The sequence below is a fragment of the Bacillus sp. FJAT-45037 genome, from assembly GCF_002797325.1.
Classification (GTDB): domain Bacteria; phylum Bacillota; class Bacilli; order Bacillales; family Bacillaceae_D; genus Alkalihalophilus.
On the sequence record NZ_KZ454938.1, the window covers coordinates 1,703,759 to 1,722,272 of the forward strand.

General features: G+C 38.6%; 21 protein-coding genes. All 21 read right to left on the reverse strand.

Annotated features, from left to right (window positions below):
- Nucleotide 1 precedes the first annotated feature (1 nt).
- The 21 genes from CDZ88_RS08685 to fliP all read right to left on the reverse strand — a co-directional run bounded on the left by CDZ88_RS08685 (nucleotide 2) and on the right by fliP (nucleotide 18,511).
- A complete protein-coding gene (locus CDZ88_RS08685) occupies nucleotides 2-1,147 on the reverse strand; it encodes a 1-deoxy-D-xylulose-5-phosphate reductoisomerase (RefSeq protein ID WP_100373173.1) in 1,146 nt (381 codons plus the stop codon).
- A gap of 61 nt (nucleotides 1,148-1,208) precedes the next feature.
- On the reverse strand, nucleotides 1,209-2,006 hold the full coding sequence (locus CDZ88_RS08690; RefSeq protein ID WP_100373174.1) for a phosphatidate cytidylyltransferase: 798 nt from the start codon (nucleotides 2,004-2,006) through the stop codon (nucleotides 1,209-1,211).
- 19 nt (nucleotides 2,007-2,025) lie between these two features.
- On the reverse strand, nucleotides 2,026-2,796 hold the full coding sequence (locus CDZ88_RS08695) for an isoprenyl transferase (RefSeq protein WP_100373175.1): 771 nt from the start codon (nucleotides 2,794-2,796) through the stop codon (nucleotides 2,026-2,028).
- Between the two features lie 157 nt (nucleotides 2,797-2,953).
- Nucleotides 2,954-3,511: a ribosome recycling factor gene (gene frr / locus CDZ88_RS08700; RefSeq protein WP_100373176.1), complete on the reverse strand. Its 558-nt coding sequence runs from the start codon at nucleotides 3,509-3,511 to the stop codon at nucleotides 2,954-2,956.
- Complete coding sequence (gene pyrH, locus CDZ88_RS08705) at nucleotides 3,511-4,230, reverse strand: UMP kinase (RefSeq protein ID WP_100373177.1); 720 nt, start codon at nucleotides 4,228-4,230, stop codon at nucleotides 3,511-3,513. The genes frr and pyrH overlap by 1 nt, the downstream gene beginning before the upstream one ends.
- A 128-nt stretch (nucleotides 4,231-4,358) precedes the next feature.
- Nucleotides 4,359-5,243, reverse strand: a complete 885-nt coding sequence (tsf, locus tag CDZ88_RS08710) for a translation elongation factor Ts (protein ID WP_100373178.1) — start codon at nucleotides 5,241-5,243, stop codon at nucleotides 4,359-4,361.
- A gap of 148 nt (nucleotides 5,244-5,391) precedes the next feature.
- Nucleotides 5,392-6,117 carry a 30S ribosomal protein S2 gene (rpsB, locus tag CDZ88_RS08715; protein ID WP_100373179.1) on the reverse strand — a complete coding sequence of 242 codons (726 nt, stop codon included), beginning with the start codon at nucleotides 6,115-6,117 and terminating at the stop codon, nucleotides 5,392-5,394.
- A 161-nt stretch (nucleotides 6,118-6,278) separates the two neighbouring features.
- Nucleotides 6,279-6,815, reverse strand: a complete 537-nt coding sequence (locus CDZ88_RS08720; protein WP_100373180.1) for a DUF6115 domain-containing protein — start codon at nucleotides 6,813-6,815, stop codon at nucleotides 6,279-6,281.
- Nucleotides 6,816-6,832: 17 nt separating this feature from the next.
- Entirely contained in the window at nucleotides 6,833-7,141 is a 309-nt protein-coding gene (locus CDZ88_RS08725; protein ID WP_100373181.1) for a hypothetical protein, read from the reverse strand.
- Between the two features lie 14 nt (nucleotides 7,142-7,155).
- Complete coding sequence (locus CDZ88_RS08730; protein WP_100373182.1) at nucleotides 7,156-8,538, reverse strand: DUF342 domain-containing protein; 1,383 nt, start codon at nucleotides 8,536-8,538, stop codon at nucleotides 7,156-7,158.
- A 60-nt stretch (nucleotides 8,539-8,598) separates the two neighbouring features.
- Nucleotides 8,599-9,357: a FliA/WhiG family RNA polymerase sigma factor gene (locus tag CDZ88_RS08735; protein WP_100373183.1), complete on the reverse strand. Its 759-nt coding sequence runs from the start codon at nucleotides 9,355-9,357 to the stop codon at nucleotides 8,599-8,601.
- Nucleotides 9,358-9,387: 30 nt separating this feature from the next.
- Nucleotides 9,388-9,876: a chemotaxis protein CheD gene (locus CDZ88_RS08740; protein ID WP_100373184.1), complete on the reverse strand. Its 489-nt coding sequence runs from the start codon at nucleotides 9,874-9,876 to the stop codon at nucleotides 9,388-9,390.
- The gene (locus CDZ88_RS08745) at nucleotides 9,869-10,507 is read right to left on the reverse strand and encodes a chemotaxis protein CheC (RefSeq protein WP_100373185.1); all 639 of its coding nucleotides are present in this window, start codon (nucleotides 10,505-10,507) and stop codon (nucleotides 9,869-9,871) included. The genes CDZ88_RS08740 and CDZ88_RS08745 overlap by 8 nt, the downstream gene beginning before the upstream one ends.
- Nucleotides 10,508-10,537: 30 nt before the next feature.
- Nucleotides 10,538-11,584, reverse strand: a complete 1,047-nt coding sequence (locus tag CDZ88_RS08750) for a protein-glutamate methylesterase/protein-glutamine glutaminase (RefSeq protein WP_100373186.1) — start codon at nucleotides 11,582-11,584, stop codon at nucleotides 10,538-10,540.
- Nucleotides 11,585-11,616: 32 nt separating this feature from the next.
- Nucleotides 11,617-12,477 carry a MinD/ParA family protein gene (locus CDZ88_RS08755; protein WP_100373187.1) on the reverse strand — a complete coding sequence of 287 codons (861 nt, stop codon included), beginning with the start codon at nucleotides 12,475-12,477 and terminating at the stop codon, nucleotides 11,617-11,619.
- Nucleotides 12,470-13,612 (reverse strand): flagellar biosynthesis protein FlhF, encoded by a 1,143-nt coding sequence (gene flhF / locus CDZ88_RS08760; protein WP_100373188.1) that lies wholly within the window; start codon nucleotides 13,610-13,612, stop codon nucleotides 12,470-12,472. Before flhF ends, CDZ88_RS08755 begins: the two co-directional genes overlap by 8 nt.
- Entirely contained in the window at nucleotides 13,609-15,645 is a 2,037-nt protein-coding gene (gene flhA / locus CDZ88_RS08765) for a flagellar biosynthesis protein FlhA (protein ID WP_100373189.1), read from the reverse strand. Before flhA ends, flhF begins: the two co-directional genes overlap by 4 nt.
- Before the next feature lie 30 nt (nucleotides 15,646-15,675).
- The gene (gene flhB, locus CDZ88_RS08770; RefSeq protein ID WP_198507839.1) at nucleotides 15,676-16,767 is read right to left on the reverse strand and encodes a flagellar biosynthesis protein FlhB; all 1,092 of its coding nucleotides are present in this window, start codon (nucleotides 16,765-16,767) and stop codon (nucleotides 15,676-15,678) included.
- Nucleotides 16,767-17,543: a flagellar biosynthetic protein FliR gene (fliR, locus tag CDZ88_RS08775; protein WP_100373191.1), complete on the reverse strand. Its 777-nt coding sequence runs from the start codon at nucleotides 17,541-17,543 to the stop codon at nucleotides 16,767-16,769. Before fliR ends, flhB begins: the two co-directional genes overlap by 1 nt.
- Nucleotides 17,543-17,812, reverse strand: coding sequence for a flagellar biosynthesis protein FliQ (gene fliQ / locus CDZ88_RS08780; RefSeq protein ID WP_100373192.1), 270 nt, complete (start codon nucleotides 17,810-17,812; stop codon nucleotides 17,543-17,545). Before fliQ ends, fliR begins: the two co-directional genes overlap by 1 nt.
- A 12-nt stretch (nucleotides 17,813-17,824) precedes the next feature.
- The gene (gene fliP, locus CDZ88_RS08785) at nucleotides 17,825-18,511 is read right to left on the reverse strand and encodes a flagellar type III secretion system pore protein FliP (protein WP_198507887.1); all 687 of its coding nucleotides are present in this window, start codon (nucleotides 18,509-18,511) and stop codon (nucleotides 17,825-17,827) included.
- Between the last annotated feature and the right edge of the window lie 3 nt (nucleotides 18,512-18,514).

Consider the following 18,514-nt stretch of genomic DNA (forward strand, 5'->3'; position numbering starts at 1 on the left):
TTTAGCGTAACGAGTGGATAAACATTCTCGTCTCCCGATCTACTTCCTGAATTACTTCTAGCGTTGGTTGACTAATCTTGTCGTGGCGCTCTAAAGCTTGTTCAATTTGAGACTCAATTTCTAAAAAGGAAATGTTTCCATTCAAGAAGGCGGCAACCGCTTCTTCATTTGCAGCATTCAATACTGTTGGCATGGTTCCTCCGAGACGTCCTGCTTCATATGCATATGCCATACATCGATACCTTTTTATATCTAATTTCGAGAAATGCAGTTTCCCGATTTCCCACAGGTTAAGACGTTCTTCGTTCGTAGCTCGTAAACGGTTAGGATATGTAAGTGCATATTGAATTGGAACCTTCATATCTGGGGTACCTAGTTGAGCCATCACACTACTATCAACAAATTCAACCATCGAGTGTATGATACTTTCTTTGTGAAGGACAACATCAATCTTGTCATAAGCAATATCAAAAAGCCAGTGTGCTTCAATTACTTCTAGACCTTTATTCATCATTGTTGCTGAATCAATCGTGATTTTTGCTCCCATTGACCAGTTCGGGTGATTTAGCGCTTCTGTAACCGTCACACCTTCAAGTTCATCTCTTGTGCGATCTCTAAAACTTCCACCAGAAGCAGTTAAAATTAAACGGGAAATTTCACTAGAATGTTCACCATTTAACGCTTGAAAGATGGCTGAATGTTCACTATCTACAGGAAGAAGAGTCACATTATGACGTTTCGCAGCTTCTGTAACAATATGACCTGCTGTGACGAGCGTTTCTTTATTGGCAATCGCAATGGTTTTTCCTGCCTCAATTGCTTTTAGTGTAGGCGTTAAACCAACACTACCTATAACAGCATTTACTAACACTTCAGCGTCTGTGTGAGCTGCAACCTCGATTAACCCTTCTTCGCCATAAACAACTTGGACATCTGCTGAGATTTCTTTTTTTAAATGTTCGGCGTCTTCTTTAGTTATAACGGACACAATCGATGGGGAGAATTGATGAATTTGATCAATAGCCAAATCAATATTTCGTCCGACCGACATCGCAACAAGTTCAAATTGCTCAGAGTGATGCTTAATGACATCTAATGTTTGTGTCCCTATTGATCCTGTAGATCCTAATAAGCTTATCTTCTTCAACGTACTCACCTACTATTTCATGATCAACATGTATTTTTATATCTATGTATCAAAATTTATTTTAGATCAGTTGAAGCAAGTGCAAAATTGGCATCACATAAATTAAGCTATCAAAGCGGTCTAAAATTCCACCGTGTCCAGGTAATACATTTCCAGAATCTTTAACAGCATAATGACGCTTTAATGCTGATTCTACTAAGTCACCGAGCTGGCCGAATGTTGAGGCAACAACCATAATTAACAATGCGGTAAGGTAATTAGGGAATATTGGGACAAGCTGATAAAAAATAGTTCCCACTATTAAGGCAGCGACGATACCACCTATTGACCCTTCAATAGTTTTTTTCGGGCTAATGTCTGGCCATAATTTATGTTTACCTAATGACCTCCCTGCAAAATATGCCCCAGAATCGGTTGTCCAAATTAAAAATAAGACAAAGAAGACGAGGTACATACCGACATCGGGAATCTCTCGCGTTAAAATTAAAAAATGAAAACCAAAACCTACATAAACAGATGATAAGATGACAAAGCCCACCTCGTCAAATGTAAACGAGTTTTTTGTTAATACGGTAAACATGAGTAAAACTAAAATAAGAAAAATAAATGTTTCAACTTTAGTGTATGTAATCGGGATCAATTGATCGAACCAAGAAGTTGGCACAAGCAATAGCCACATAGATAGTAGGCTTACAATCCCCATAAGAGATAATGGTGCAATTTTTTTCATTTTTAATAACTCGATCATGGCCACAGAGGCGACGATTGAAATGAAGATTGAAAAAAACCAGCCTCCGAGTACGACCATGCTAATGAAAACAATCGCACCGATCACACCCGTTATTATCCTTTGCTTCATTTTGATACGCCTCCTCTATTTATACTCCCCCATAACGTCGAGCGCGTTTTTGGTATGCCATAATCGCTTCTGTATAATGCTCTTCGTTAAAATCAGGCCAAAGTACATCTGTAAACCAAAATTCACTATAGGCTAATTGCCATAGCATGAAGTTACTTAATCGTATTTCCCCACTTGTACGAATTAACAAGTCAGGATCTTTTAAATCTGAAGTCATAAGATTAGCTTCAATTACATTCTCATTAATATCTTCTACCTTTAAACTTCCTTGCTCTACTTGCATAGCCACTTTCTTCATCGCTTCAACCATTTCAAATCGACTTCCATAGTTTAAGGCGAAGTTTAAAATAAGACCTGTATTATTTTCTGTCTCTTTGACGGCTTTATTAACTGCGTCGAGTGTATGACTAGGGAGGTGATCAAGACTTCCCATTAAACGCACCTTAACATTTTCTTCCTTTAACTTAGGGAGTTCCATTCCTAAAAAACGCTCTGGAAGTTTCATTAAATAATCAACTTCACTTTTTGGACGCTTCCAATTTTCTGTGGAGAATGCGTATAATGTCAAGGCTTCAACACCCAACTCATTTGATCGACGAACAATTTTATTAATTACTTTCATTCCTTCACGATGTCCTGCGATGCGAGGAAGACCTTTTTGCTTTGCCCAGCGGCCATTACCATCCATGATAATTGCCACATGACTTGGAATGATCTGCGGATCCGCTTTTTCTTCTTGAACCGTTTTAGTTGTTAAGCTCGATTTCCACTTTGAAATTTTATCCAGCATTTGCTTGCCCTCCATCTAAGTTGAAACAAGTGAGGCTCTTATCAGCATAACCGTTTGCACGCTTGCTCATAACTTTAACTTTACTAATAAGAACGTGTAAAAACCCCCCTGTAGAACAAGAGGGTCACTTACACTTAATATTCTACCTTGAATCGGTTTAGACTTCCATGATTTCTTTTTCTTTCTTTTCTGCCACTGCATCTATATCAGCGATTTTTTTATCTGTAAGTTTTTGAACTTCGTCTGTGTCACGACGTAATTCATCTTCGGTCATTTCACCGTCTTTTTGCAATTTTTTAAGATCATCATTCGCATCACGACGCACATTACGAACAGCTACTTTTGCATCTTCTGCCGCTCTTTTAACAAGCTTAACAAGGTCACGACGACGCTCTTCAGTCAATGCAGGAATTTGAATACGAATCACGATTCCATCATTAGTAGGTGTTAAGCCTAGATCTGCTTTTTGAATGCCACGTTCGATGTCATTCATCGCCGTTTTATCAAATGGCTGTATCATAAGCAAACGTGCTTCTGGTACTGAGATCGTAGCTAGTTGATTAAGTGGCGTATCTGCCCCATAATACTCAACTGTCACGCGATCTAGAATCGCTGGATTTGCGCGACCAGCACGTAATTTAGCTAGTTCGCGATTAAGTGACTCAATGGCTTTTAACATACGTTCTTTTGCACTATTCATAACTTCTTTTGACATTAAGAGTTCCCCCTTACAATAGTTCCAATATTTTCGCCTAGAACAGCTTTTTTGATGTTTCCTTCTTCCATAATAGAGAAGACTCTAAGTGGAATGTTGTTATCCATACATAAAGAAGATGCTGTCGTATCCATCACTGCCAAGCCTTCTTTTAAAACATCCATGTATGAAATTTCTGTATATTTTTTCGCATTCGCATCTACTGATGGATCTGCACTGTATACGCCATCTACGTTGTTTTTCGCCATTAAAATAACTTCTGCTTCGATTTCCGCAGCACGAAGGGCAGCTGTCGTGTCTGTAGAGAAATAAGGGTTTCCTGTGCCTGCTGCAAAAATAACAACACGCTTTTTCTCGAGGTGACGAATCGCTTTGCGACGAATGTACGGTTCGGCAACCTGTCTCATCTCGATTGAGGTTTGAACACGTGTTTCAATGCCAATATCTTCTAAGCTATCTTGAAGAGCTAATGAATTCATCACTGTCGCGAGCATTCCCATATAGTCTGCTGTTGCGCGGTCCATACCTTTTGCACTCCCAGCCATTCCGCGCCAGATATTGCCACCACCTACAACGACTGCAACTTCTACATCAAGCTCAACGATTTCTTTTAATTGTTTTGCCACTGATTGAATAACAACCGGATCAATTCCATAGCCTTGGTCACCAGCTAATGCTTCACCGCTTAGCTTTAATACCACTCGATTATATTTCTGCATGATACCCTCCATCACAACAAGCCGTGTAGACTCCACTTAATTGATCATGCCGAATTGACTCATGATCAGCAGGCATGACCTTATTAATTTTTGAAAAAAGGGACACACTGTGCCCCTCCTCTACTAGATTACTTCTTCACTTGAGACATAACTTCTTCTGCAAAGTTATCTTCACGCTTTTCCATACCTTCTCCAACTTCATAACGGATGAATGATTTCACAGCTCCGCCTTTGCTTTGAACGTATTTACCCACTTTTTGATCGCCATCTTTAACAAATGGTTGATCAAGCAAGCAAACTTGTTCGAAATATTTGCTAAGACGACCTTCAACCATCTTCTCAACAATATTTTCTGGCTTTCCTTCGTTTAGAGCTTGTTGTTTCAACACTTCACGCTCACGCGCAACTTCTTCTTGTGATACTTCATCACGAGAAACATAAGTTGGGTTAATTGCCGCTACGTGCATTGAGATATCTTTAGCAAGATCAGTATCAGCAGAGTTTTCTACAACTGCAAGAACTCCGATACGTCCACCCATGTGAAGATACTCACCAAATACATCACTATCAGTCTTTTCAACTAGCTCAAAACGACGAAGAGAAATCTTTTCCCCGATTTTTGCAATGGAAGAGTTAATGTATTCTTGTACAGATGTGCCTTCACCTTTGAAAGGTTGTTCCATTGCTTCTTCAACAGAAGCTGGAGTTTGCGTTAATACGTGCTCTGCTAGCTCTTGAACAAGGTTTTGGAAGTTTTCGTTTTTCGAAACGAAATCTGTCTCAGAGTTCACTTCAACAATTACTGCTTTGTTGCCTTGAGACTTTACGAATGTAAGACCTTCAGCAGCTACACGATCTGCTTTTTTCGCGGCTTTAGCGATTCCTTTTTCGCGAAGAAGATCAATCGCTTTTTCCATATCTCCATTCACTTCTGTTAGAGCTTTCTTACAATCCATCATACCCGCACCAGTTTTTTCGCGCAATTCTTTTACCATGCTAGCTGTTACTGCCATGTTAAAACGCCTCCTTAAGTTGTCAGTATGTCACACATGCCAAGAGAACAAACATCATAGCTTGTCCTTATGTATGTCATGTTTACATTTCGTAAAAAAAAGTGGTAAAGGGTCATCCCCTTCACCACCCTTTTTGGATCAAATGAAATTAAGCAGTAGTTGTTTCTTCTGCAACTACGTCTTCTTCTTCCTCACCTGAAGTAGCTTCGATTACTGCATCCGCCATTTTACCAGTAAGAAGTTTTACTGCACGAATTGCATCGTCATTACCAGGGATTACATAGTCGATTTCATCTGGATCACAGTTTGTATCTACAATCGCAACAATTGGGATGTTAAGCTTATGAGCTTCCGCAATTGCAATGCGTTCTTTACGTGGGTCAATAACGAAAAGTGCATCTGGAACACCCTTCATGTCTTTAATACCGCCTAAGAACTTCTCAAGACGATCCATTTCTTTCTTAAGAAGAATTACTTCTTTCTTAGGAAGAACATCGAATGTACCGTCTTCTTGCATCTTCTCGAGATTCTTAAGACGAGTAATACGTTTTTGGATAGTTTTAAAGTTCGTAAGAGTACCACCTAACCAACGTTGGTTGATGAAGTACATACCACAACGCTCAGCTTCGTCTTTCACTGAATCTTGAGCTTGTTTCTTTGTACCAACAAAAAGGATTTTTCCTCCGTCAGCTGCTAAATCACGTACAAAGTTGTACGCCGATTCAACTTTTTTCACTGTCTTTTGAAGATCAATGATATAAATTCCGTTACGTTCTGTGAAGATGTAGCGATCCATTTTTGGGTTCCAACGACGAGTCTGGTGACCGAAGTGTACCCCAGCTTCTAATAATTGTTTCATGGAGATAACTGCCACATCAAACACCTCCTTCAATAAGTGGTTTTTTTTTCCTCCGCGCTCATCATTTTTAAGTGACACTGTTAAACAGCACCATCACTTAAATTAGAGGCGTGTGTGATTAACACCGTGGATTAATATACCACATCTACTCTCTTGTTGCAAGTAATCATGTCGAATTAACGATAAAATTTTATGATTAACTCGACTTCACCTTTACCAAGGTTAAGTTGCTTCGCAATTTGTTCAATTGATAAGCCTCGTTTGAATAGCATCAACACATTTGCTGTGTCTGATTGTTCGAAAATCGTTGCTGGATCTTCTTCTTTCATCATCGGTGGCATGTATTCTGAATGTTCATTTACCGATTCTTCTTTCACGTAAGCTTTAGGTACACGATTTACACCTTTGGGTTGCTCAACCATCGTTGGTCTTGTCGATTCATCTAGGTTTATGCCTTTAGCATCGGGTGGCTTCAATGTATCATTTTCTGATCGTTTTATTTGTTTTGTCTTTTTTATCTCTTGTAGAAGACGTTCGTTCTCCTCTTTCATTTCAAGCGTGTATGCAAACAACATTTCTTCAATTTCTTGCTTGATGCGATCTCCCGAAACATCAGAAGTATTTGTAACACTTTCTTTTTTTGCGAGAGTAAACATCCATAAAATCGTTACTCCATGCAAAAGCAAGCTGATAACTAATAAATAAACTGTCATGAAACATCTCCCTTTAGCTAACCTGAATAATCAACGAACTTCCCCTTAAAAGGATGAGGCTCATTGTTTTGCTTGTCATCTTCGTTCTTGTTGTGTGATGATTGTTCTCTCTGATCCTTTTGATTCTCTTCATCTTGATGAAACATTCCTTTTTCCGACTCACTCGACTCTTGGATTTGCTTGCGTTTAAGCCGTTCTTCCTCTCCTAGCTGTTGCGCAATAATTTCCTGACCCACTTGCCCTCTCTGTTGCAATTGCTCTTGAATCTTTCCTACTTTTTGGGAATGAGGAAATGAACCTTGAACCTCAATTGGTCGAATGCTCATGTATCAACAACTCCTTATATGGTTGTGACTTTAATCTCACTATCTACTAATTCAATTTTAGCATACTGATATTTTGTAGCAATCTTCCTTCTGTATTTCCCGAAATGAACATCGACATTTGGAAAAATCTCGCGCTCCGCTAAAACGTAACCGCTTTCTTTGCTATCGATAGACTCATTTAAATGACGCACGGTCTCCTCGGAACTGTCTAATAAATTTTTAGCAGCCTGCAGTGAATGCTTCACCCGTAGCATCATAATCTTTTCTTTTCCAACAAGAGGTTGCTGTTGTTGTTTTAACAAATATACCTTTAATAACTTTCCTAGTTTATCTATATCCTCTAGTGCTTTTTGATGAGTTGCTAGTGCCTCTTTTTGCTTTTTTAACATTTGTTCGTTGACCCCGATATATAAAGAAGTTTTTGTTTGCATGTCATTGCCAATTTCCTTAGCCATTATCCCTACTCCAGCAGATAATACTCCTCCAACAATATTTCCTTTTCCACGTGTACAAACAATAGATTGAGCAGCCTTACATTTACTATGGAGGATCGCTTGAACAACTTCTAAATTTCCTCCAGCTTCGACATCTCCCTCATTAATGAAGGATGTATGTATGTTTTCTTCTGCTTTGATATAACTTCTTTTTTGCCCGACAATACCAGCCCCTACAAAGATCGAACCTCCAGCTATAAGCCTGGCACCTTCAACCGTCCCTCGAACTCGAATATCTCCATCCGCTTTTATTTCAAAGCCATTAGGAACATTGCCATTCACAACAACACTTCCAACAAAAGTCACATTCCCTGTCTTCATATCAAGGTCACCTTTTACCTCATAGACGGGGAAAACATGAATCTTCTTTTCTTCTATACTAACTTGACCGTCAATTAGAGAATATACGCTTTGTTCTTCTAGATTTACTCTTGTATTTTTACCTGCTCGTAAAACAAAATCTTTTCCTGACTTTGCTATAAGTTCCTCACCTAAAACATTAAAACCATTCTGTCCTTTGGTTGCTGAAACTTTCTCTGCTATTTTGTTGTGTGCAAACACCGAATCAATCTCTAAAAACTGGCGAAGATTAATGGAGGTCGGTTCACCGTCGTTATTCGTTTCTTTCTCATCTAAGAAAGATATTTTTAAATAGGCATCCTTGCCTGTAGTCGGCGGGATACCTTGAGCGAAAATTACAGGATCTTTGACTTCTTGATCATTCGAAATTGCATCAACCACTTCCTCGATAATTCCTGAGTTAATTCCATGTTCATGAATCCAACTTTTAAATTCCTCTGCTGAGAAATGCTCATCCTCTTTTAGCCGTTCAAGTTGAACAATTGATGCTTCCATTTTGCTATTTGAGATTTGTATTGTAAAATAACGTTCTAATTCTATCATTAAATCAGTCCCTCGCTGAAAATTCTATACTATTACAGAAAAGAAACTTTAATACTATGATTATTTTTTTAGTAATTGTTGCAATTTAAATAATGATTTCGAATGAATTTGCGAAATTCGAGAAGTGGAGAGGTCCATAATATGTCCAATTTCAGTTAACGTTAATTCTTCATAATAAAACAAACTGACGACTAATTGTTCTTTCTCTGTTAACTTCGAAATCATAGCCACTAATTCTTCTTTTGTCGACTCGGCTAATAATCGTTGCTCTGGTGTCTTCGTTTGCTTATCTTCAATGCTTGACGCAAATGATTCGTGGCGCTCAGATTCATTAGAATAATCATCAATTGAGAGAAGATTTGCTGTAAAATGCTCGGTCATAACTTGATGCACTTCTTGTTCTGTCATCTCAAGCTTTGCCCCAACTTCTTTAGCTGAGACTACGCGACCGTATTCTTGTTCTAGTTGAAGAATACACGCTTCAACTTTTTTGATTTTCTCACGCATCGAACGGGGGAGCCAGTCTTCTTTTCTAAGACCATCTATAATTGCTCCGCGTACTCGAAAAGATGCGTAAGTATCAAACTTAAAGTCTCGGTCAGGATTAAACTTTTGCAATGCATCATAAAGTCCAAGCATAGCGTGGCTAATAAGATCATCTTTTGCTACATTTTTTGGTAATCCTACTGAAATTCGTTGAACATGATAGTTAACAATCGGCATGTATAAACGAATTAATTCATCACAAGCTTCATGATCACGACTTTGTAACCATCTATCCCAAATTTTCTGATTTTCAATCGCTGTCACACCTATCATGTTTATACCTCCTATCGTTCGTTTCACGCATCAAATTGCAGTAGTACCTTGATTGACAGTGCGTATATGTAATTCCTTCGTTCTCGGATCAAATTCAATCGTTCGTCCACTTTTCCCACCCACGTCTTCTGCTAATAACGGAATTTGAAATTGACGTAATACTTCTTTAACTGCTTCAACATTCCTTGGACCAATTCTCATCACATCACTCCCTGAAGAGAACGTAAACATTTGAGCTCCACCTGCAATCTTAGCTTTTAATGAAAAAGAGCGTGCACCAACTTGATCCATCTGAACGATTAATTCTTTAATAGCTGTATCCGCGTATTTTGCGACATTTAAATTGGCTTGTTTTGATTGATTGGAATCAGGTAACATAATATGTGCCATTCCAGTAATAGAAGTCATCTCATCATAAATGACCACACCCACACACGAACCAAGTCCCGATGTTCGGATTGTATTGGGTGGTTTGACAACATTTAAGTCAGCCATCCCAACTTTAATGACCTCACTCATCCACATTCACTCCTAATGATTGAAAAATCACCTGAAACGACTCAGGATCTGGCAATAAGAAGAAGTGACCTGATGTTTCTTCACTTGTTTGACCAACTTCACGGATATGCGTATCAATAACTAAGGCGTAGTCACCAGCTTCAGACAACGGACCGAGACCATAACTTAATATTGCCCCGACCATATCAATTCCTAGGCCCGGAACTGTCGGTTGTAAGTTCAAACCAGTGAAGTCAGCTAAAGCAGAAAGGTAAGAACCGGCTAAAATATTTCCTACTTCTTGTAAAGCTGATAGCCCAACTGAATCAAAGGGGGGAGTTTTTAATGAGAATTCTTCATTTCCTATTAGTGAAGAAATTAGTCCTTCTGCTTGTTGTAGAGTCGATAGATAAAACATACTACCCGGGGCATCCCCGGCTATTCGAAGAAAGATCGCGGCAACTTCTGTGTCTGCTCCCCCTACTTGCTCAGATAATTCCTGTAGATGCACGACTCTAACTTTAGGAACATTCATATCGATCTTCTTTTGAAGCAACGTTGATAATGAGGTTGCCGCGTTGCCGGCTCCTATGTTTCCAATTTCTTTTAATATATCTAAATGGAATGGTTTCAACTGCGATAAATCTGTCATTGCGGACCTCCCCTACTCATTTACCAATCGTCAAAATCGGTGAATAATTTCCTCACTAATAGACTCAAGATTTCTCACTTCGTCAATGATATTTGCTTCAATCGCGGCTTTTGGCATACCAAAGACCACAGAAGTTTGCTCTGATTCAGCGATGGAATAACAGTGTCCATGATTCTTTAATTTCGTAAGCCCCGCTTTACCATCTGACCCCATCCCTGTCATGATCACTGCAATCGTTTGAATATCGTTTAGGACCGCTAAGGATTCAAATAGTACATCAATAGAAGGTCGATGTCCTCTTCTTGCTTCTTGTTGATGCAGATGAACCGTGTATGCTTGCCCTACCTTTTTCGCTTCCATATGAAACCCACCAGGTGCAATATAAGCCACACCGTTTCTTAACAACTCTCCATCAACCGCTTCTTTAACTTCAATTTGTGATAACATATTTAATCGCGTAGCTAGCGATTGGGTAAACCCTTTTGGCATATGCTGTACGATTAGTAACGGAGCAGGCATTGTCTTCGGAAGTTTAGTCAGTACTTCTTTTAGAGCTTTTGGACCACCTGTTGACGTCCCAATGGCAATGATTTTCTTTTGCTTGATTGTATGGTTATCTTGTTCTCGTTTGAGTTGAAATGGTTCTATAGGTTTTGGTTTGAACGATTTGGAAACATTCGCTTTGTATGCAAGCTTCACTTTTTGTATGATTTCTTTTTCGATTAAGTGAAGATCAAGAGAAATCGAACCAGACGTTTTTGAAACAAAATCAACAGCACCATACTCTATCGCGAGCATTGTTTGTTCGGTCCCTTTCGTTGTTAAACTACTGATCATGACTACAGGAATCGAGTCTTCCTCCATCAGTCTTTGTAGTGTTTCTAATCCATCCATGACTGGCATTTCAACATCTAGAGTGATGACATCAGGGTTGAATGATTTTCGTTTAATAAGTGCCTCTGCTCCGTTACGAGCTGTCGCAATGACCTCTATGTTCGAGTCTTTATTTAACATGTCACTAATGACTTTCCTCATAAAAGCAGAATCATCTACGACTAACACTTTTATTTCTTTCATGAATTCACTCTCCTTCTCTCACTTCTCACCCTTTACTTTTTCTTAAATCGATTACGCATACGTTCAATGAAACTACTAAATGTGGTTTCTTTAGGGGATTTCGTTTGTCCTAAATAATGTCTAACGATGAAACGGATTGATTTGGATACCTGTGTGTTCTCGTTGTGCAATAGAAACGGTATTTGTGCCTTTACAGCTCTACTTACCGCTCGATCATCAGGTAAATGTCCCAAGATATGAAGTTCTTTATTTAAAAATCGACTTGTCACTCTCGTGAAGTTGGTTGCCGTTTTAATGCCTTCTTGTTCCGTCTCTGCACGATTGATAATGAGAGCTAATTCCTTTGACTCATCATGTAGACAGATGTATTTGACCATTGCATAAGCATCCATAATCGCGGTTGGTTCAGGCGTTGTAATCACAATCACTTCATGAGCCGCTAGAATAAATTGCATACTTTCTTCTGTTGCCCCTGCACCCATATCTAGAAAAATGTAATCATACTCTTTCCCAAGAGACTCCAATTGTTGAGAAAAACGGTTTAATTCTTCTTCATTCAAATCAACAAATTCTGACAACCCTGATCCGCCAGCTAAATACGTGAGATCATTAGGTCCCTTTTCAATGATATCCCATATAGTCAGTTGGTTTTTCAACATATCAAAAATATGTCTTTTGGCAGATAGACCCATGAGAATATCAAGATTTCCCATTCCGATATCTAAATCAATAATTGCCACTTTTTTTTTCTGTTCTGTTAAAGCAAGAGCGAAGTTTAAACAAACATTTGATTTTCCCACTCCACCCTTACCGCTAACAATAGCTACAACTTTTGCTGTATGTTTTTGATTTGTATTAACGAGGTGTCTCAGTGTTTCAGCTTGATCATTCATCGTGTACACCCTTTAATATCGGCTGTATTAATCGTTCTGCAGTGGCCTCTATCATATCATCTGGAACATTTTGACCATTGGTCACATATGCTACACCTAGTCCAAATTCAAATGGTACATTAATACAAGCGCCGTATGACGAGGTTTCGTCTTGTTTCGTAAAGATTACTTGTTTAATTGGAATTAATGAAAATTGACCAATAATTTGTTTCATATCTTCATACTTTGAAGTCAATGCTAAAACGAGTAACGTTTCTGCTTCTTGATTAAAGTCGATTACTTTCGATAACTCTTCAACATATAGCTTGTTTCTAAAGTTTCTTCCTGCTGAATCAACAAGTAAAACATCATAATGTTGGAACTGTTCTTTTGCCTTTTTGAAGTCTTCAACAGAATAAGCGACTTCAATCGGTATATTTAAGATTTTAGCGTATGTCTTTAATTGCTCAACCGCTGCAATACGATACGTATCCGTTGTAATTAATGCTACTTTTTTATGTTTTTTCAACACAAACTCTGCAGCGATCTTGGCAATGGTTGTCGTTTTTCCAACACCTGTTGGACCAACGATGTTGACTACTTTCTTATTCAAAAGATCATCACCCATTGGAAGCAATGATAATTCTTTGACTAAAAGCTGTTTTGTTCTTTCTTTAAATTGAAATGATTGATGGCCGCTTTCTGTTTTATTATACCATTCTTTCAACAGATTTTTTATGACTTCAAGTCGGATTGACTCAATTACTCCGTGTGCTTTTAACTGGTCATCAAGTTGCTGAAAAGGAGCTGGATACTGTTGCTCTTCTCGAGTTTGAGTTGTTGACATTCCTTGAACAAGCGCTTTTAATTCTTCTACCTCTTTCAATAATCGCTTTTGGTCTTCCTTTGGCTGCAACGAAGGGGAGGCTTCCTCATTTATCCTCACTTTAGGCTTCGATGTCCTCACTGGTTGCGGGCGTTCTGGCATGGAATCAATTGCTGCGACAACTTCGGTTTTCTTTTTAGTGAAAAAACCAAGAAACCCACCTGATTCTACTTCCTTCGAACTTAAAATGACCGCATCATCACCGAGTTCAGCTCGAATGTGTTTCATGGCTTCGTGCATGGAATTTGCTGTATATTTTTTTACCTTCATTCTGCATTCACCACTCCAACACTTTGGACTTCTACATTAGCTTCTAGTTCATTGTACGAAAGAACTGGTACATGCGGAAGGTATCTTTCAATTAACTGACGAACATACATCCTAACAGCAGGTGAACAGAGAATAACCGGTACTTGTCCCATTTGAGATAAGCGTTCCGTCTCTTGGGCCGCTGACTCAAGAATTTGTTGTGATTGAGTCGGGTCCATCGATAAGAAATTTCCGTGTTCTGTTTGCTGTACACTATCTGCAACTTTTTTCTCAACACTTCCGCTTAGTGTAATGACATATAACGGTTCACCTGGTGTTGTAAACTGCTTAGAAATTTGACGAGACAATGATTGCCTCACATATTCTGAAACTAGATCCATGTCTTTTGTCATTTGACCATAGTCAGCCAATGTTTCAAAAATAATCGGCAAGTTTCGGATAGAAATACTTTCTTTGAGTAGATTCGTTAATACCTTCTGAACATCACCTGTAGAAAGAGTATTTGGTGTTACTTCCTCCACTAGTGCTGGGTATGTTTCTTGTAAGTGATCAACCAATTGTTTTGTTTCTTGGCGCCCTAATAATTCATGGGCATGGCGTTTGATCACTTCGGTTAAATGAGTCGATACAACAGAAGGCGGATCAACAACTGTATAACCAGATAGTTCAGCCTGTTCTTTCATCTCTTCTCCGATCCATTGCGCAGGTAAACCAAAAGCTGGTTCGACTGTATCAACCCCAACGATCGATTCGTCATCAACGCCAGGACTCATCGCCATATAATGATCGAGTAAAAGCTCCCCTTTGGCTACTTCATTTCCTTTAATTTTTATCGTGTATTCATTAGGTTGTAATTGAATATTATCGCGAATACGAATGACCGGCACAATCATACCGAGCTCTAAAGCCATTTGTCTGCGGATCATAACGACTCGATCAAGCAAGTCTCCACCCTGATTGGCATCGGCAAGCGGTATTAATCCATACCCAAATTCAAATTCAATTGGATCAATTTGCAATAACGATACAACACTCTCAGGAGATTTCATATCGTCTTTGTCTTCCTTTACTTCCTCGGTCTCTACTTCTTCAAGTGTTCTCTTCTCAATCTTTGTCAATCGAAACGCTCCAAACCCTAAGATAGCAGCGACTGAGAACGTAACAAACTTATCGATTGGTGTTGCAACTCCAAGTAAAAAGATCGTTCCTGCAGCTACATACAGCATTTGAGGATAGGCAAACAATTGCTTGGTAAGGTCTTGACTTAAGTTTCCATCTGAAGATGCACGCGTAACGATAATCCCTGTTGCTGTAGAAATTAATAGTGCTGGTATTTGACTGACTAGACCGTCACCAACTGTTAAAAGAGTGTACGTCGTTGCCGATGTCGTAAGGTCCATACCCATCTGCATCATACCGATAATTAATCCGAAGATCATATTAATAATAACAATAACGATCCCGGCAATCGCATCCCCTTTTACGAACTTACTAGCTCCGTCCATCGCTCCGTAAAAATCAGCTTCCTTTTCAATCCGTTCGCGACGACCTTTCGCTTCTATATCAGAAATCATTCCTGCATTTAAATCGGCATCGATACTCATCTGTTTACCAGGCATCGCATCTAAGGTGAATCTTGCACCAACCTCTGATACACGCTCTGCCCCTTTTGTGATAACAACAAATTGGATGATAATTAAAATTAAGAAAACAACAAATCCTACGAGGGCATTACCACCTACCACGTAATTCCCGAAAGTATCAATGACATTCCCTGCTTCTGCATTTCCTAATATCGAACGTGTTGTTGATACATTTAAACCTAATCGGAATAGTGTAACGAGCAACAAGAGCGTTGGAAATATAGAAAATTGCAATGCGTCATTTGTACTCATTGCAACTAAAATAATAATGAGTGCAAGAGAGATATTAATGATTATTAAGAAATCCAGTATTCCTGGCGGTAGAGGGATAATCAACATGGCAACAATTAAAATGACACCCAATAATACCGTAAAGTCTCTTGCTTTCAAAATGCTTCTCTCCTAACTTTCAGACAACATCTAGTTCACCTGTTTATTTTTTAATCGATAGACATAAGCAAGTACTTCAGCGACCGCTTTAAACAAATCCTCAGGTACTTGGTCACCGATTTCAGCTTGACTATGGAGTGCACGGGCAAGTGGTTTATTTTCCACCATGACAATATGGTTCTCATCAGCTACTCGTTTGATTTTTTGGGCAACATAATCGACACCTTTTGCTACAATAATCGGTGCATCTGACTTTTCTTCATCGTATTTTAACGCAATCGCATAGTGAGTTGGATTGGTAATGACGACATCGGCATTAGGGACTTCTTGCATCATCCTTTGCATCGCCATCTCCATTTGTTTCTGCTTTCGTTTGGATTTAATCCTAGGGTCACCTTCCATGTTCTTATGCTCATCTTTAATGTCTTTTTTCGACATCTTGATTTGTTTTTCATGATCATAGCGTTGATATAAATAATCAGGAACAGATAAGAACAACAACAAAATTGCAACAGCTACACTCATAAGCGCCGCCAATTGGGCAATCGTTGCAAAACCTTCTATGACAGATTTTTGCGAAAGCAACATAACATCCTCAAGGTTAAACCAAATAATTAAAAACACCACAACACCTGCGAACGAAATTTTCAATAGTGATTTTAATAGCTCCACAATAGCTCGGACCGAAAATATCCGTTTAAAGCCCTTGATGGGATCTAATTTGCTTAATTTCATTTTCAGAGGATCCGTCGTTAGCATCGGTCCTACTTGAACATAGCTCGAAAAAATACCTGCGATCATCGCTACTAACATAATCGGTAATAATACGACAGCAGCTTCCATTGTAAGTTCTACAAACATCATTTCAAAACTTTTAGGTGTTAGTTCTAGCAATAAATAAGTTTGAAAGACATGTTTCATTAAATTCGATAACGTAGTACCTAGTAAGGTCCCACCAAAAAACCATAGAAAGAAAAAAACAAACAGTAAAATAACGGCTGTGTTGACATCTGTACTCTTGGCAACTTGCCCTTTTTTTCTTGAATCTTGCCTTTTTTTCGGTGTAGCTTTTTCAGTCTTTTCATCAGCGAAAAATTGCAGCTTAACTTTTAGAAAGGCCATTATGCTCCTCCTAACAACTGTAAGAGCGTTCGCATCGCTAAAATCATTTGATCAAAGAGTTGTTGCACAACCATGATAAAAACAGACATGTAAACCGTTAAAAGTAATAAACCTACTAATATTTTTAATGGCATACCAACAACGAAAACATTCATCTGTGGTACAGCTCTAGATACCATCCCAAGAGCGATATCAACTAAAAATAATGAACCAACAATTGGTAATGCCATCTGAAAGGCAATAATAAACATTGCATTAAACGTTGTGACAACATATCGAACCACATTCTCCTGTCCAAACGGTAAAAACACTTGCTCCATTGGGACAAATTGATAACTATAAAAAATTCCATCTAACAATAAATGATGGCCATTGACTGCAAATAAAAACAATAAAGCAATGGTATAAAGATAACTACCAATTAAAGGGGACTGTGCACCTGTTTGAGGGTCTACTACATTTGCAATCATAAAACCCATATTAAAATCAATGAAACCACCTGCAACTTGTATCGCATACAGCATGATCATTGCAATCAATCCAACCATCAATCCTACTAACATTTCTTTTATAATTAATAAAAAATAAGTCGTATCAATGATTATTTCTGGGGAGTCAAGGGCAAAAATCATAATCCAACTAAGCATAAGAGCTAGACCTATTTTATGTGTAGTTGGGATCGAGCGGTGACCATAAATCGGTATAACTGAAAAGAATGCAAGCACTCTGACAAGAATCAGTAGAAATGCTGGTAATAAATTTATAAAATCATTCATTATCCGATATACCGATGTAAATTACTAAAGATTTGATAAGTAAAATTAGTCACTTGCGAAAGCATCCAAGGTCCAAAAATGATCATAGCAGCGAATACTCCTACAATTTTCGGAATAAATGCTAGCGTTTGTTCTTGGATTTGAGTCGTGGCTTGGAATATACTAACAGCTAGTCCTAATCCTAATGCTACGATAAGTAATGGTCCGGCTACCAATAACACCGTCCAAATTCCATTTTCAGCTATGCCGATTACAAATTCAGAGCTCATCTACACACATCCCTAATTAAAACTAAGCAGTAGTGATTGAACAATTAAATACCAACCATCTACAAGAACAAACAATAATATTTTAAATGGTAAAGCAATCATAACTGGTGGTAACATCATCATCCCCATTGACATCAGAACACTCGCTACAATCATATCAATAACAAGAAACGGTACAAATATTAAAAAGCCAATTTGAAAGGCTGTTTTCAGCTCACTAATCGCAAACGCTGGAATTAGGGCAGTCAGCGGGATTTCATCAAGGGACGTTGGTCTATCCATCCCGGCATAACCCATAAAAAGAGCCAAATCTTTCTCTCTTGTATGTTGGGCCATAAACTCTTTCATTGGAATAGCCGCTTGCTCTAACGCTTCTTCTTGCGTTAACTCACCATCTAAAAATGGAGTTAATGCTTGTTCATTTACCTCAGCCATAATTGGAGCCATAATAAAAAAAGTAAGAAACAGGGCTAATCCAATTAGAACTTGGTTCGGCGGCATCGATTGTGTAGCTAACCCTTGGCGAACGAATGACAACACGATTACAATCCGCGTAAAGCTCGTCATTAATATCAAAATACCTGGTGCAAGAGATAAAATCGTTAAAATTAGTAACAATTGTATCGTTGTAGCTACATTTGTAGGGTCTTCTGATAGAAAATCAAAATCAATTCCAGGGATTTGAGTAATGGCAGGCATTAT

Excerpts from the sequence above, each read along its gene's own strand:
- fliQ (WP_100373192.1), bottom strand. The coding sequence starts at position 17,812 with ATGAGCTCTGAATTTGTAATCGGCATAGCTGAAAATGGAATTTGGACG.
- tsf (WP_100373178.1), bottom strand. The coding sequence starts at position 5,243 with ATGGCAGTAACAGCTAGCATGGTAAAAGAATTGCGCGAAAAAACTGGT.
- flhF (WP_100373188.1), bottom strand. The coding sequence starts at position 13,612 with ATGAAGGTAAAAAAATATACAGCAAATTCCATGCACGAAGCCATGAAA.
- fliP (WP_198507887.1), bottom strand. The coding sequence starts at position 18,511 with ATGCCTGCCATTACTCAAATCCCTGGAATTGATTTTGATTTTCTATCA.
- CDZ88_RS08745 (WP_100373185.1), bottom strand. The coding sequence starts at position 10,507 with ATGACAGATTTATCGCAGTTGAAACCATTCCATTTAGATATATTAAAA.
- flhB (WP_198507839.1), bottom strand. The coding sequence starts at position 16,767 with ATGGCCTTTCTAAAAGTTAAGCTGCAATTTTTCGCTGATGAAAAGACT.
- CDZ88_RS08750 (WP_100373186.1), bottom strand. The coding sequence starts at position 11,584 with ATGAAAGAAATAAAAGTGTTAGTCGTAGATGATTCTGCTTTTATGAGG.
- CDZ88_RS08735 (WP_100373183.1), bottom strand. The coding sequence starts at position 9,357 with ATGATAGGTGTGACAGCGATTGAAAATCAGAAAATTTGGGATAGATGG.
- fliR (WP_100373191.1), bottom strand. The coding sequence starts at position 17,543 with ATGAATGATTTTATAAATTTATTACCAGCATTTCTACTGATTCTTGTC.
- CDZ88_RS08690 (WP_100373174.1), bottom strand. The coding sequence starts at position 2,006 with ATGAAGCAAAGGATAATAACGGGTGTGATCGGTGCGATTGTTTTCATT.
- CDZ88_RS08740 (WP_100373184.1), bottom strand. The coding sequence starts at position 9,876 with ATGAGTGAGGTCATTAAAGTTGGGATGGCTGACTTAAATGTTGTCAAA.
- frr (WP_100373176.1), bottom strand. The coding sequence starts at position 3,511 with ATGTCAAAAGAAGTTATGAATAGTGCAAAAGAACGTATGTTAAAAGCC.
- CDZ88_RS08755 (WP_100373187.1), bottom strand. The coding sequence starts at position 12,477 with ATGAATGATCAAGCTGAAACACTGAGACACCTCGTTAATACAAATCAA.
- CDZ88_RS08720 (WP_100373180.1), bottom strand. The coding sequence starts at position 6,815 with ATGACAGTTTATTTATTAGTTATCAGCTTGCTTTTGCATGGAGTAACG.
- pyrH (WP_100373177.1), bottom strand. The coding sequence starts at position 4,230 with ATGCAGAAATATAATCGAGTGGTATTAAAGCTAAGCGGTGAAGCATTA.
- CDZ88_RS08695 (WP_100373175.1), bottom strand. The coding sequence starts at position 2,796 with ATGCTGGATAAAATTTCAAAGTGGAAATCGAGCTTAACAACTAAAACG.
- CDZ88_RS08725 (WP_100373181.1), bottom strand. The coding sequence starts at position 7,141 with ATGAGCATTCGACCAATTGAGGTTCAAGGTTCATTTCCTCATTCCCAA.
- CDZ88_RS08730 (WP_100373182.1), bottom strand. The coding sequence starts at position 8,538 with ATGATAGAATTAGAACGTTATTTTACAATACAAATCTCAAATAGCAAA.